The 12,434-nt window shown below is 68.0% G+C and carries 12 protein-coding genes and 2 pseudogenes; 9 read left to right on the forward strand and 5 right to left on the reverse strand.

The genetic code is table 11. The features are described from left to right. Positions 1 to 91: 91 nt before the first annotated feature. The gene (locus ACWC9R_RS24895; RefSeq protein ID WP_450734637.1) at positions 92 to 640 is read right to left on the reverse strand and encodes a TetR/AcrR family transcriptional regulator; all 549 of its coding nucleotides are present in this window, start codon (positions 638 to 640) and stop codon (positions 92 to 94) included. A 327-nt stretch (positions 641 to 967) separates the two neighbouring features. On the opposite strand from ACWC9R_RS24895, the gene ACWC9R_RS24900 reads away from it, so the two are divergent. Beyond that, positions 968 to 1,456 (forward strand): hypothetical protein, encoded by a 489-nt coding sequence (locus ACWC9R_RS24900; RefSeq protein WP_450734639.1) that lies wholly within the window; start codon positions 968 to 970, stop codon positions 1,454 to 1,456. A gap of 87 nt (positions 1,457 to 1,543) precedes the next feature. On the opposite strand, the gene ACWC9R_RS24905 is transcribed toward ACWC9R_RS24900, so the two are convergent. Then, positions 1,544 to 2,023, reverse strand: coding sequence for a nucleoside deaminase (locus tag ACWC9R_RS24905; protein WP_450734641.1), 480 nt, complete (start codon positions 2,021 to 2,023; stop codon positions 1,544 to 1,546). Positions 2,024 to 2,217: 194 nt separating this feature from the next. Beyond that, positions 2,218 to 2,538, reverse strand: coding sequence for an RNHCP domain-containing protein (locus ACWC9R_RS24910; protein ID WP_450734739.1), 321 nt, complete (start codon positions 2,536 to 2,538; stop codon positions 2,218 to 2,220). Between the two features lie 854 nt (positions 2,539 to 3,392). Here ACWC9R_RS24910 and ACWC9R_RS24915 point away from each other — a divergent pair. The 5 genes and pseudogenes from ACWC9R_RS24915 (at position 3,393) to ACWC9R_RS24935 (ending at position 7,338) form a co-directional block, all read left to right on the forward strand. Further along, a complete protein-coding gene (locus tag ACWC9R_RS24915; RefSeq protein ID WP_450734643.1) occupies positions 3,393 to 4,307 on the forward strand; it encodes an NAD-dependent epimerase/dehydratase family protein in 915 nt (304 codons plus the stop codon). Positions 4,308 to 4,373: 66 nt separating this feature from the next. Then, a pseudogene (locus tag ACWC9R_RS24920) lies at positions 4,374 to 4,796 on the forward strand (helix-turn-helix domain-containing protein); the annotation flags it as partial. Between the two features lie 248 nt (positions 4,797 to 5,044). Continuing rightward, on the forward strand, positions 5,045 to 5,629 hold the full coding sequence (locus ACWC9R_RS24925) for a hypothetical protein (protein WP_450734645.1): 585 nt from the start codon (positions 5,045 to 5,047) through the stop codon (positions 5,627 to 5,629). A 435-nt stretch (positions 5,630 to 6,064) separates the two neighbouring features. After that, the gene (locus ACWC9R_RS24930) at positions 6,065 to 6,499 is read left to right on the forward strand and encodes a helix-turn-helix domain-containing protein (RefSeq protein ID WP_450734647.1); all 435 of its coding nucleotides are present in this window, start codon (positions 6,065 to 6,067) and stop codon (positions 6,497 to 6,499) included. Next, positions 6,496 to 7,338 (forward strand): alpha/beta fold hydrolase, encoded by an 843-nt coding sequence (locus tag ACWC9R_RS24935; protein ID WP_450734649.1) that lies wholly within the window; start codon positions 6,496 to 6,498, stop codon positions 7,336 to 7,338. The genes ACWC9R_RS24930 and ACWC9R_RS24935 overlap by 4 nt, the downstream gene beginning before the upstream one ends. A gap of 57 nt (positions 7,339 to 7,395) precedes the next feature. Here the strand turns inward: ACWC9R_RS24935 and ACWC9R_RS24940 are convergent, their stop codons facing one another. Both ACWC9R_RS24940 and ACWC9R_RS24945 read right to left on the reverse strand, forming a co-directional pair. Next, positions 7,396 to 8,259 carry a trypsin-like serine peptidase gene (locus ACWC9R_RS24940; RefSeq protein ID WP_450734651.1) on the reverse strand — a complete coding sequence of 288 codons (864 nt, stop codon included), beginning with the start codon at positions 8,257 to 8,259 and terminating at the stop codon, positions 7,396 to 7,398. A gap of 825 nt (positions 8,260 to 9,084) precedes the next feature. After that, complete coding sequence (locus ACWC9R_RS24945) at positions 9,085 to 10,050, reverse strand: helix-turn-helix transcriptional regulator (RefSeq protein ID WP_450734653.1); 966 nt, start codon at positions 10,048 to 10,050, stop codon at positions 9,085 to 9,087. 95 nt (positions 10,051 to 10,145) lie between these two features. Here ACWC9R_RS24945 and ACWC9R_RS24950 point away from each other — a divergent pair, with 95 nt between their 5' ends. From ACWC9R_RS24950 to ACWC9R_RS24960, 3 genes and pseudogenes are all read left to right on the forward strand, one after another. After that, complete coding sequence (locus ACWC9R_RS24950) at positions 10,146 to 10,511, forward strand: VOC family protein (protein ID WP_055548848.1); 366 nt, start codon at positions 10,146 to 10,148, stop codon at positions 10,509 to 10,511. 87 nt (positions 10,512 to 10,598) lie between these two features. Next, positions 10,599 to 11,259 (forward strand): annotated as a pseudogene (locus ACWC9R_RS24955) (helix-turn-helix domain-containing protein); the annotation flags it as partial. A gap of 271 nt (positions 11,260 to 11,530) precedes the next feature. Continuing rightward, positions 11,531 to 12,232 carry a class I SAM-dependent DNA methyltransferase gene (locus ACWC9R_RS24960; protein ID WP_450734655.1) on the forward strand — a complete coding sequence of 234 codons (702 nt, stop codon included), beginning with the start codon at positions 11,531 to 11,533 and terminating at the stop codon, positions 12,230 to 12,232. Positions 12,233 to 12,434 lie beyond the last annotated feature (202 nt).

The following is a 12,434-nucleotide window of genomic DNA, read 5'->3' on the forward strand; positions in this document are numbered from 1 at the left end:
GAATCTGAAGGACCGGAGGCGGTGACCAAGTCGCGGCATGGCCACCACCCTCGCACCTGGCCCGATCAACGTGAAGTCAAAGAGACAGGCCCTAGGTCAACAGCTGCCTGGTGGCAGCGTCGAGTACGTCGGCGCGGGTACGGGTGCCATGGTCGGCCGCCAGGAAGTGTTTGCCGACGGCGAGGGAGAAGGCGAGCATGCTGCGGGCCTCGACCTCGTCCTGGTCGGTGCAGAAGGTACTGAACAGCGAGCGGGCGTAGTCCATTCTGCGGTTGTCGACGCGGCGGAGGCGTTGCGCGACCGGTGGGTCGTGGCGAGCCCAGGCCCGGACGGCGAGGTCGATCGGCAGCAGGGTGTCGGAGAAGGTGAGGGCGCCCGCGCGCCGTACCTTCTCCCTGGCGTCGCCACCCTCCGTCTCGACGCGCTCGATCACCTCATCCGTGCTCATCCGCTCCCAGGTGTCGAGCATCTCCTCCAGCAGCGCGCTACGGTCCTTGAAGTGCCAGTAGAAGCCGCCCCGGGTGACGCCCAGCGCCTTGGCCAGCGGCTCGACCCGCACGGCGCCCGGCCCGCCCGCAGCGAGGGCGCGGAGCCCGGCCTCGATCCATGTACTGCGCGGGGTGCGTGTCGGTGCCGCCATCGGTTTCCCCTCGTCGGTGTGAGTCCGCCAAGGAGTCTGCCTCAGGCGGCACACTGCTAGCATCCATCCATACATGACTGTATGGATGGAGGGGTGCTCATGATGCTCCCGCACAGCGCGCGCACCGCCTGGCCGTGGCGCATCCATGGCCTCACCAGGGATTTCCGGCCGGAGCAGGCATCTGGGCGCTCTCGAGGCCAGGCCATTCAAACCGTCCAGGTCGCCCAGACCGTCCGGGCCTCCTCGTCGCCCCGCGGCGCTGATCGCCTCCGCCTGTCCGTTGCCGCAGCACTCGCCACCGACCCACACCACATATGAGGGGCAGCCATGCTTGATCTCGCGTCAGACCGGAAGAACCCCGAGAGGGTGCGCCACGTCCCGGTGTCGCCCCACGCGCGTCAGCTCAGCACGCTGGCCCGGATCGACTACGAGAACGCCGTGCTCGCCGACCTCGGCCAGGCCCAGGACCGCACCGCCGAGCAGTGGGCGCGGACGATCATGGAGGACGCGCCGTCCGACATGCAGCGCACCCTCACCCAGGGCTGGACCGCGCTCGGTCTCCAGCTCGGCCCGGCCCGGGCCGAAGGCTTCGTGCTCGGCTGGCCGGTGCGGCACAGCACTCCGGACCTCGTGCTCCTCTCGGCCGGCCCCACCCTCGGCGTGAGCGGTGATCTGCTCCTCCAACGCCGGCCGCACTCACTGCTGTTGTCCTGCTTCATCCAGTTGGACGACGACATGGCACGCACCCTGTGGGCCCGGACCGAGAGCCGGCACCCCAAGGCAATGCACCAGATGCTCGAACGGGCCACGCGGTAGCGGCAGTGCATGGCGGCGCACGGGCGGTGCCCCAGCGGTGTGGCGGGCTGCGTCAGTGCGTTGTTCTGCGGGAGGCCGTCGCGCCGCTCAGGAGGCCCCGTGAAAGTGGCGGTGCAGGTCGCGTACCTGCTGCGCGAGCCCGGGAATCGGGCCCTCCACCACGAGGCCGGGGACGATCTCCTGAATCGGCAGGGGCCGTACGGGAGGCATCGGAACCTTCAACTCTGAGAGCCAGGAAGCAAGTTGCTCGGAAGAACTCACGTACACGATGCGACCCAACCCGACCCAGCCATGCGCGGCGGCACACATCGGGCAGTGCTCACCGGAGGTGAACACCGTCGCCACCGCCCGTTCCTCGGGGGTCATGTGCGCCGCGGCCCAGCGCGCCAGCTCGAACTCCGGGTGGCGGGTCCGGTCACCTGAAGCCACCCGGTTGTGGTCCTCGGCGAGTACGGTCCCGTCCGCAGCGACAAGCACCGATCCGAACGGTTCGTCGCCCGCCTCCAGCGCCTCGCGCGCCAACTCCACACAACGGCGCAGGTGCTTCTGTTCAGCGTCACTCACCATGATGCCTCCAGTATGTGATCTTCAGCGGATGCCGGCCCTCGATCCGCTCTGCGTATGCCGAGGAAGCCAAGTGTGCAGCGGTGGACCGCGGGCGCTTACGCAATCGAGCGGATCAATGGCCAAGCTGGTGGTCAAGGCTCAGCACGGCGGTGCCCACGGAGTGTTCCCGTGGGCACCGGCACCGGTCGTTGAAGCTACCTGCCCGTGGCCATCAGCGTGATGATGGCGTCGATGTTGTCGCCTTGCACCGGGTCGTCGGCGATCCTGTTGGGCCGGACGAACCCGCAGGCGACACAGCGGTGGACGAGCACGAGCCCCTTACCGCGGCGGTGCTCGACGCGCTGCGGGCGCATCATCCCGTGACAGGCGGAGGCCCGGTCGCCGGGGCGGATGTCGACGTGCTTGGAACACAAGCACGTCGGGCAGTGATTCCGGTAGCTCCCGTTGCTCAGCGGCACGACGCTCGTCGTGCAGTTCTCGCAGGTGAAACCCTGGTTCTGGGCGGTTCTGCTGATGGCTCTGCCTCCGGATCGAAGAAGGGATCTTCAATCGGGAGTGCAGGGTTCCGTTCTGTTCTCACCGCTCGTCCGCGTGCGCGGCCAAGCGGCTCCCAGGCTTGGTGCGGGCGAGGGACCGGTTCACCGCCTGTTCCCCCTCATCAGGGGTCGGCGATTACTTCCGCTTCCTGCTTCACCGGGGCATCTCTCAGCCGCCGAATCCGGACCTCGACCGGGGTTGTTTGTTTTGTCCCGGTCACTGTCAGCCGAGCCTCCTCAGCTGCCAGCGGTAGGTGTCGTCCCGCTCTCACTGGCGTCGGCGCCGTCCCCTGGCTTCAGAGCCTGTCCATGACCGCCCTACGTGGTCGGCGCATCACTCCTCCTTCCGTGTCGGCGGTACCGTCGCCGATCACAACACGCTGGGGACGGCGACGACAACCGGATTCCACGGGGTCGGGTTGCGGCTGTCTCCGGCCCGACTAAGGGCTGTCCCGTGAATGATTTCCAAGTTGATTTACACGTGGTTGGTCCCGATCTGGCCTGAGCCGAACAGGACGGGGAACCGATGGCTTGGCGTGTGCCCGATGCGTAGGCTCGTTGTGCGCGGTGGCATCAGGGACTCGGCTTCGTAGCCGCGGTCACACCCCTCACATCGATTCCCGGCACTGGCTTCACCCTCGTCACGCAGGTGATCGCGGGTTCGCGGTCCGATGGCGTGCGCGCCACATTGCTCGGTTCCGGTGGGGGATGAGTCGTCTGGCGGGAGCCGTGCTGATCGCCCTGGGATTCGAACCGCAACCGCGAGCTGAGTCCGCCTCCCTCTTTCGCTGTGCCCTCTCAGGAGACCGGTTCCACGCCGTACAGTCGGACACGTGCACTTAGCGACGAAGAGAGCCCCCGCTGGGCTGGTTGCGGTTACGGGGAGTTCGGGCCGGGTCGGAGCGGCCCTGGCTGCGGCACTCGACGCGGCCGGCTGGGTGGTCCGCGGCGTGGACCGGGTTCCCGGCCACTGGACAAGTGTCATCGGAGATCTGCGCGACCGGCCCGTGCGGCTGGCCGCATTACAGTCGGCCGATGTCCTGGTCCATACTGCCGCGCTGCACGCCCCGCACGTCGGGCGCCTGCCCGATGAAGAGTTCCGAGCCGTGAACGTCGGTGTGACTGCGGGCCTGCTCGACGATGCCGCCGGCCTCGGCGCCCGGCGGGTCGTCTACATCAGCAGTACGAGTGTCTACGGACACGCCCTGGTGCCCACCGACCGTGCGGTCTGGGTGGACGAGCAGCTCACGCCGCTTCCCAGGGACATCTACGACGAGACCAAACTGGCCGCCGAGGAGCTGGTCGCCGCCTGCGCCGTTTCTTCGGTCACGCTGCGCATATCGCGGTGCTTTCCGGAGCCGCTGGCGGTGCGGGCCTGCCACCTGCTGCACCGGGCAGTCGACATTGCCGACGTAGCAGCGGCGGGGGTCCTGGCCGTGACGCACTCCACCGTGACCGGCAGGTTCAATATCTCCGGACCGCACCCGTTTCGCCGAGAGGACTGCCTTGCCCTTTCCCGCGATGCGCGCGCGGTGCTCACCGAACGGGTTCCGGACGTCGTCCAGGCATTCCGCGACCAGGGGTGGCCAGTGCCCGAGCGCCTGGACCGGGTGTACGACTCGACTGCCGCCGCAAACGCGTTCGGCTACCGGCCTGTTCGCGGAGTCCGGCAGCTGATGCGCGATGCCGCGGACAGGCCGGGCCATGAGGGACCGGACGGCCCAGCTCGCCCTCGACGACTTCCGTAGAACCAACGTCGTGAGACACCGCATTCAGCCGTCCCGTGGCTGCTGGCACGGTGAAATGATCTCGGGGTGGCTGGTGTGATCACGGCGTTGGAGCCGTCCTGGATAGCCCCGTTCACCGGGCTGAGTTCGCGCTGCTTCCGTAAGCTCGTGACCGCGTTGCGCCGTGAGGGAGCAGAAGCGGTCCGGCGAGGCCGGCCGTGGAGTCTGGTGCTGGAGGACCGGGTCCTGTTGGTCGCCGCCTACTGGCGTACCGACCTGACGCTGCGCCAGCTCGCCCCGCTCTTCGGCGTCTCGAAGTCCACGGCCGACCGCGTCATCAGCCACCTCGCACCTCTGTTGGCGCTCCGGCCTCGCAAGCGGTTCCGCAAGGACTGCAAGGCGTGGGAGCTGTCCGGCGCCAAGGGCGCCGTCGGGAAAGCCACGGTGATTGCCGACGACGGCTATCGGGGCACCAGGGTGGTCATCCAGCGGCATCGCCCGACTGCACAACCTCGCCCTCGCCGGATAGTCGAACAGGGGCACCAGCTGACGGTGTTCACACCTCTCAGAAGATCGTTGCGGGACATCCTTCGGACGCCCTTCCCGAATGACACACAGAGAGGCAATGAGACAGCGAAGCAATGGCACACAGAGGCACTGGCTCGCAGAACGTGGCTGGCTGGAGCTTGGTTTCGTGGTGTACCGGGTACTGCCGGTGTATGTGGGGATGGAGAGAAACCTTATCGGTGGAGCGTTGGGTGGAGGCCCTTTATCCGGGCGTGGTGCGGCGGGTGCTGGAGGGGGCGGAGGCTCAGCCACGGTGGTTGCCGCGGTGGGTGCTGTCGGTGGTCTCGGCCGATGTCGACACCACTGCCGGCGTCGGGGCGATCTGGCTCATGTGGCTTCCGAAGACCCGGCGCGCGTATGAGCACACCGTGCTTCTGGAGTGGTACGACGAGCGGTGGCGGTACCTGGGTGGCGGCAGTAGTGGCCCGCTGGACGATGAGCCTGTCCACGTCGACGTGATGGAGATCGGTGGTGAATCCGGTTCGATCAGTCTCACCGGGCGTCCTGCCCCGACGGACTTCAGCGTCCCCGGCCCATGGGTCGGCTCCGTCGAAGTCCACCTCGGGCCGGACGTCGGCCATCTCCTCGTCGACAACCGCAGGATCGACGCTCCCGAGCAGCGCAGGCTCATCGCCGCCTGGCGGACTCCCCACGCGGGCCCCCGACCGCGCCCCCTCATCGTCGCTTTCGGGCGAGACGGCACCGAACTCACCCGCATCGGTCCCGGCGACACCCTGGACACCCGCACCTGGGCACAGCTGGAAGAGGAGTCGTAGGCGCGTTGTCGGCTGAGTTTCACTGAGCTGAGCCTCACTGAGGGGAAGGGTTCGGCTCGTTCCGGGGGGCGGGAGCGAATGGCCGTCACTGTCCCACCGTCGCGGTTCCGCTCGTTCGCTGATTGCACGTCAAATTCTGTGATGGGGTCACGTGTTGTTGCTCTGAGGTGGAATCGGATCGCCCCGCAATGCCCGCCCCGACTCTGCCGATTCCGTCGCCGCGGGGGACTCGGCGACTCAGCCACGCCGCCGGATCACTGCCCGGCCCGCGTCCAAGTCGATGCCTGTCCGGGGCGGGCGGGGCTCCACTCTGCTGGTTGTCCTGCAGGGTGAGATCCACCCTTCGCTGCTCCAGCCGCATCCTTCCTCTTCCTTACCCATCGTTCCTCAAAGTGCCCTATTGTCTTCACCTGGAGAGGAAAATAGGGTAGCTCTATGAGTGAACGTCTGTACTCGGTGGAGCAGGTCGCCGAGCGTCTCGGGCTGCATGTGAGGACCATCCGCAACTACGTGCGGGACGGCCGACTGGCCGCGGTGCGTATCGGCAAGCAGTACCGGATCGCACATACCGACCTGGAGGCATTCACCGGCCGCCCGCTGCCCGGGCAGCCGGACGAGGGCGCCGGCGGCGCGCAGCACGCGGAAGTGTCGAGCATCGTGGAGCTGGACGAGGTCTCACGTCCTACGGCGGACCGCCTGGCGACTCTCCTCACCGCCGGGGTCTCCGGCCGCGAGCGGGACGGCGGCAGGCAGTTGCGTATCCAGACCGTCTACGACGAGGGAAGGGCTCGAATGAAGATCGTCATCTTGGGTGGACTGAAGGACACGGCCCAGGTGTTGGAGCACATCGAGCAGGTGCTGGCGTCATGAGCGTGGCGATCTACAGGTCCGAAGAGGGCGCGGCGGAGGTCCGGCAGCGGTATCAAGAGGTGTTGAACGACTGGCCGGTGCCCGCCGAGCAGGTGCGGGTGCCGACCCGTGAGGGGGACACCTTCGTCCTCGTCTCCGGGCCGCCCGACGCGCCACCGCTCGTCCTGCTGCACGGCGCGGGCGTGAACGCGTCGATGTGGCGCGAGGACATCACCACCTGGGCCGGCCACTTCCGCACCTACGCGGTCGACATCGTCGGGGAACCGGGACTGAGCGCACCGTCCCGGCCCGCCGTGAACTCCCAAGCTCCGGCCCGGTGGCTGGACGACGTACTCGACGGCCTCGGCCTCACCCGTGTTTCCATGGTCGCGGCCTCGTTCGGCGGCTGGCTCGCGGTCGACTACGCGGTCCGCCGCCCGGACAGGGTGACCCGGCTGGCCCTGCTCTGCCCCGGTGGCCTGGGAAAACAGCGGACGATCAGCGTGCTGCGGGCTCTGCTGGTGCGGCCCTTCGGCCGCTGGGGCGCGCGCCGTTCGGTCCGTTCCCTCACCGGCCTCAACTCGCAGCAGGACGCGCCCGTCCTGGAGAGCGTGATGCTGACCTTCGCGCACTTCAAGCCGCGCAGGGAACCGTTGCCCCTCTTCTCCGACGCGGCGTTGCGCAGCCTGACGATCCCGGTGCAGGTGACGGTCGGCGACCGCGACGCCATGTTCGACTCACGCGGAACCGCCCGGCGCATACGGAACTGCCTTCCGCACGCCGAGGTGCACATGCTGCCCGGGACGGGGCACGCGGTGCTCGGCCGCACCGACTCCGTCCTCGCATTCCTCCGGAGTTGAACCGCCCCTCCGGTCCGTGGGGACGGACCGGAGGGACGGCCTGGCCCCGCTAACCGGTCAGCCGCGTTCCGCCCGCCCGTAGACCTGCTTGGCGGGGTCCCCGAACACCGGGCCGTACATGCGCGTGCCGCTCTCCAGCCCGTCGCCGTGGCTGTTGACGGAGACCAGTACGCCCTGTCCGGTCGAGGCGTCGAAGTCGGTCAGCCAAGGGCCGCCGCTGGCACCGCCGTTCATGTCGCAGGGAACGGACTGCTCGCCGGTGCGGGCGGGCGCCGCCGTACCGGTGCAGTGCAGCAGTTCCTCGCCGCGCTGCGGGCGGGTCGCGGGGTAGCCGAAGGCCACGGTCCGCCCGCCGACCCGGTGGTGGAAGGCGATGTCCTGGCCGCCCACCGCATCGGTGAGCTTGCGTCCCTTGGCGTCGGCATCCACGACCAGCGCCGCCACATCGTTGACGCCGTCCTCCGCCCAGGTGCGCGGGGTCAGGGTGGTGCGCACCGAGAAGGCGCCGTAGGGCTGTGCGCCCTTGTGGTAGCCGGGGACGAAGACCAGGTCGGTGTAGGTGTTGACGGGCGAGGCGGGGCGGCGTACGCAGTGTCCGGCGGCCATCACCACGGAGCGGTTGGCGCTCCGGACGGCGGTGGCGGTGCACCAGCTGTCGGCGCCGTCGGCGTTGACGAAGAAGAGCCGGCCGACGGTCTTCATGGCGGCGCCGAGCCACGGCTGGGACTTCGGGCCGGTCGGGCCGAGGTCCACGGACTTCCCCACGGCCTTGATGCGGGCTGGGGTCCAGTAGGCGAGAGCGCCCCGACGCTCGGCGGCGGTGTAGCTGACGGTGGACACCGGGTCGGCCGGGGCCTTGGGGGCGGCCGTCGCAGGCATGGGCGCGACAGCGGCGAGCAGGGTGCCCACGGCGGCGGCCATGGTGATCCGTTGACGGCGGCGGGATCTTGAGGCGGAGGGGGCAGCGGGACCGGATGGGGCGGACCGAGCGGGTATCGAGGAGGTGGCCGGGCTGGTGGGAACGGCAGGCACGTGGGGCTCCTGGAAGTAGTGGCTGGTCGAGGGGTCGGTCGACACCGTCGATTCACAGGACATGACGGGCTTTCACCTCGCCAGGTTTCACCGGACACGTACCGGATGTCCGTTCGTTGGTCCAGTTTTCGCCTCTACTCCGGCCACCGTCGCGCCGACGGGCAGCGGTCTGGAGCGCCTGGAGGCGATGAGGTGGCGGAAGGAGGGGGCCGGAGGTGTGGGCCGGTGGCGGCGAGCACCTCGCGCAGTGGCCGGCAGAAGGTCTCCATCGGCACGGGGTGGGCGTGGGCAGCTTCACGTTCATGGGCTCCGCAGCCCTGGCGGGGCGAGGGCTCGGCGACCTGACGATCGAGGTCGGCAACGCTGGCCTCAGCCGGCCGCTCAGCTCAGGGTGTGGCGCAGCTGCCTCCTGGCCCGGGCGATGATGACGGGCGGCTTGCCCCGTACGTGCAGCCGGTGGCGCCCGCACACGACGTGCCGGTTCTTCGCGACACATCTGATGCGATGGAGATCCTTGGACGGCTCGGCATTGCGCCGCCGAGCAAGTCCGAGTGCCCGCCCAGTTCGCCGCCGTCCATCGCACCGGAACCGCATTCCCGCCGCTTACCACGGGGGACTTCAACTCCTGGCCGGACTACGGCGAAATCCGTCTGGCGGGCGGCTAGATGTACTGACCGGAGACGTTGATTGAGAGCAGGGCGTTCCGCTCGGCAGTCACGAGGCCGGGGTTGAGTGCCTTTCAACCAGGTCTCTGGCGAGCTGACTGATGCGTTCGCGGGCTGTCTCTGGGGTGAGTATCTCGATGTGGTCGCCGAACTGGAGGAGCTGACGCACTGACTCGATGTCGGGGTAGCGGACGACGACGGTGCACCAGCCGTTTTCCGCGTCGGAGATGTCGTGGATGCGGTTGCCGAGGATGCGCCGCGCCAGGTCGAGTCCATGTTCTGGCAGGCGGACGGTCACGCTCACGCGACCTTGCCCCTCGGTGCGTTCCTTCAACGCGGCCCATCTGGTGTGGAGGGTTTCGCTTGGTCGGAGAGCAGCTGGCGCGTCGAGTTGTTCGTAGGACGAGAGTCGTTCCAGAGCGAACAGCCGACCGTTCCCCTGGTCATCGGCGATGAGGTACCAGCGACCGGATTTCGCGACGATCCCGTACGGGTCGACCACCCGCGTTGAGGCCTGATTCTCGGCGCTGCGCCGGTATTGGATTCGCAGCCGGCGGCGGTGTCGCAGTGCCGAGGCCAGATCCGATACGTCGACCCCTGCCTCTGAGTCAGCAAACCACGCGGTGCTGTCTACCAGCACCAGGTCCGCCAGTTGCAGCAGGCTCGGCGATCCAGGTGCTGCAGCCTGCCGAGCGGCGATCTTGCGCGCGGCCGACTCCCACACCGCAGACAGACCCATACGCTCAAGTTGCGCGCTGTCCAAACCGGCTACGGAGAGTGCCTCCAGCTCTGATGGTTCCAGATGCGATGCGTTGAGCCGTGCACTGGGGAGCAAGACGATCCCGCCGTTCCGCCCGCGTTCGGCATAGACAGGCACACCTGCTGTCGAGAGCGCCTCGACATCCCGCAGCACGGTCCGCCGAGACACTTCCAGACGTCCGGCGAGCTCGGTGGTGGTGATGCGCTGACGGGTCTGCAGGAGCAGCAAGAGATGCAACAGCCTCGAAGCCTTCATGCTGACCAACCTTTGCAGAAAAGGTGACAGGCTCTGTCGCGATGCGGCGGTCAACTGGAGCAGTACCGAGAATTCAACGATCTGAGGAGCGCACTATGCCCGCACCCAACCTGTTCCTGATCGGCGTCCGCGACGCCGAGACCGCTACCGCCTTCTACAGCGACCTGTTCGAGATCGAACCGACCTTCATCAGTCCCCACTACGTAGCTTTCGAGGTTGCCCCCGGCGTCCTGTTCGCGCTGTGGACGGGCTACAGCGAGCATGCGGTCCCGAGCACCCCTCGAACGAGCGAAGTCGGACTGATGGTCCCAGGAGGAGCGACCGCGATTGACGAGATCTTCACGAGCTGGGTCTCGAAGGGAGTCCATGTCGCGGAGGAGCCACACGACGCTGTCTTCGGTCGCACGTTCGTCATCACGGACCCCGACGGCAACCTCATCCGGGTCTCCCCGGTGGACTGATCTTCACGCCCTCTACCCACACCTCTAGTTGTCGAAGGGCCGCCCACACCCGATGGTCGGCCCTTCAGGCTGTCCAGGAACTCAAACATGTCACATCCGAACGCCGTCCTCACCCCGCGCCACCGTCTGAAAGTCGCTCGGCTCGTCGTTGACGACGGCTGGCCGATCAGCGAAGTCGCGGCCCGATTCCAGGTGTCCTGGCCAACCGTAAAGCGCTGGGCCGATCGCTACCTTGCAGGCGAGTCCATGCAGGATCGATCCTCACGACCCCGGGGAGCGATGCGTCAGCCTGCGACTGCGCCTGCGAGAAGGGCCCGTCCAGCTCGCCGCGAGACTCGACACCGCCCCGTCGACAGTGCACCGAATCCTGCGATCGGTCCGACTGAACCGACTCGCCTACGTCGATCGAGCGACAGGTGAACCCGTCCGCCGGTACGTGCACGACCACCCGGGATCGCTCGTACACGTGGAGGTGAAGAAGCTCGGGAACATCCCCGATGGAGGCGGTTGGCGGTGCGTCGGTCGCCGCCAAGGCGAGAAGCACCGCGTCGCGACACCGGGCAAGTCACGCAACGCCTACGGCGGCCCGAAGCTCGGATATGCGTTCGTGCACACCGTCATCGACGACCACTCCCGCGTCGCCTACACCGAGGTCCACGATGACGAGACGGCCGTGACCGCAGTCGGCGTGCTGCATCGCGCGGTGGAGTGGTTCGCCGAGCGCGGCGTCACCATCGAGAGGATTCTCTGGCGTACCCGTATCCCGCCGCCCGGGGAAGACGTACGCCGATCCCTGCCTGATGGCGCCGAGGGCACGGACCGGCCAGGCCTCAGCGCCACGACCGGACCCGCTCCGCCTCGCTCACCCTGCTCGCCCTGACCGGCTGCTCACGCCGCGCTTCGGGCGAGTGTCACGCGTTTCGCACGGCCCCAGCGGGCGGATTCCTGCAACGCCATAGCAGATGAAAAGCGCCCATTATCGATACAATCGAATAGCTGCACGAAAAGAGGTGCAATTCGTGAGCAGAGGGTTCATCGAGGTCGATTACGAGAGCGACGCGGTCGGTTCCGAGGGGATACTGCGCGACCGCGAGGGGCAGGCCGAGGCGTTCGACGCGATCGGGGATCGCTATGACGAGGCGTTCCCGTACAAGAAGGGGCAGCTCGCCGCCGCCGAGTGGCTGATCGGGGCGCTGCCCGCTCGATCCCGTGTGCTGGACCTGGGCTGCGGAACCGGCTTGCCAACCGCCCGGCAGCTGGTGGAGGCGGGGTTCGAGGTGGTCGGGGTCGACCTGTCCCGTGGGATGGTGGATCTTGCCCGGGAGTATGTGTCCGGAGCGACGTTCCACCGGCTGGACATGGCTGACCTGGGGCCCGGCGGCCCACACGACCTGGGGCGTTTCGATGCGGTCGTGGCCTTCTTCTCCCTGCTGATGCTGCCGCGCACGGAGATCCCCGGGACGCTGCGGATGGTCCACGACCTGCTCGTCCCCGGTGGCCTGTTCACCCTCTCGATGGTGGAGGCCGATGTGGACTACTTCAAGATCCCGTTCCTCGGCCACCTCATCCGGGTCTCCGGCTACCTGCGGGAGGACCTGCGCCAGGTCGTCGAGGAGGCGGATCTTGAGGTCATCGAGGAGACCTCGTACTCCTACGCTCCGGCGATCTCGGACGTGCCGCCCGAGGAACAGCTGTTCTTCAACTGCGCGCGACGCGGTTGAGGCCGCCCCGTGAGGTCCCTGGTACCCCCACCGGACGACGGGCGAGACGAGTGATGGAGCCCCGCACTCCCGACCAAGGCCCCGAGAGGCTCGCCGCCGGGGCCGAGGGAGGCTCTGCTCCACCAGACCTGGCAGCGAGTCCGGCCCCCGTTGACACCGATGCCGCCGAGTCGCCTCAGCCTGCGAGGCGGCAGCCCCCACC

This window comes from Streptomyces sp. NPDC001219 (genome assembly GCF_053597915.1).

Excerpts from the sequence above, each read along its gene's own strand:
- ACWC9R_RS24940 (WP_450734651.1), bottom strand. The coding sequence starts at position 8,259 with ATGGCCGCCGCCGTGGGCACCCTGCTCGCCGCTGTCGCGCCCATGCCT.
- ACWC9R_RS24905 (WP_450734641.1), bottom strand. The coding sequence starts at position 2,023 with ATGGTGAGTGACGCTGAACAGAAGCACCTGCGCCGTTGTGTGGAGTTG.
- ACWC9R_RS24900 (WP_450734639.1), top strand. The coding sequence starts at position 968 with ATGCTTGATCTCGCGTCAGACCGGAAGAACCCCGAGAGGGTGCGCCAC.
- ACWC9R_RS24935 (WP_450734649.1), top strand. The coding sequence starts at position 6,496 with ATGAGCGTGGCGATCTACAGGTCCGAAGAGGGCGCGGCGGAGGTCCGG.
- ACWC9R_RS24945 (WP_450734653.1), bottom strand. The coding sequence starts at position 10,050 with ATGAAGGCTTCGAGGCTGTTGCATCTCTTGCTGCTCCTGCAGACCCGT.
- ACWC9R_RS24930 (WP_450734647.1), top strand. The coding sequence starts at position 6,065 with ATGAGTGAACGTCTGTACTCGGTGGAGCAGGTCGCCGAGCGTCTCGGG.
- ACWC9R_RS24950 (WP_055548848.1), top strand. The coding sequence starts at position 10,146 with ATGCCCGCACCCAACCTGTTCCTGATCGGCGTCCGCGACGCCGAGACC.
- ACWC9R_RS24895 (WP_450734637.1), bottom strand. The coding sequence starts at position 640 with ATGGCGGCACCGACACGCACCCCGCGCAGTACATGGATCGAGGCCGGG.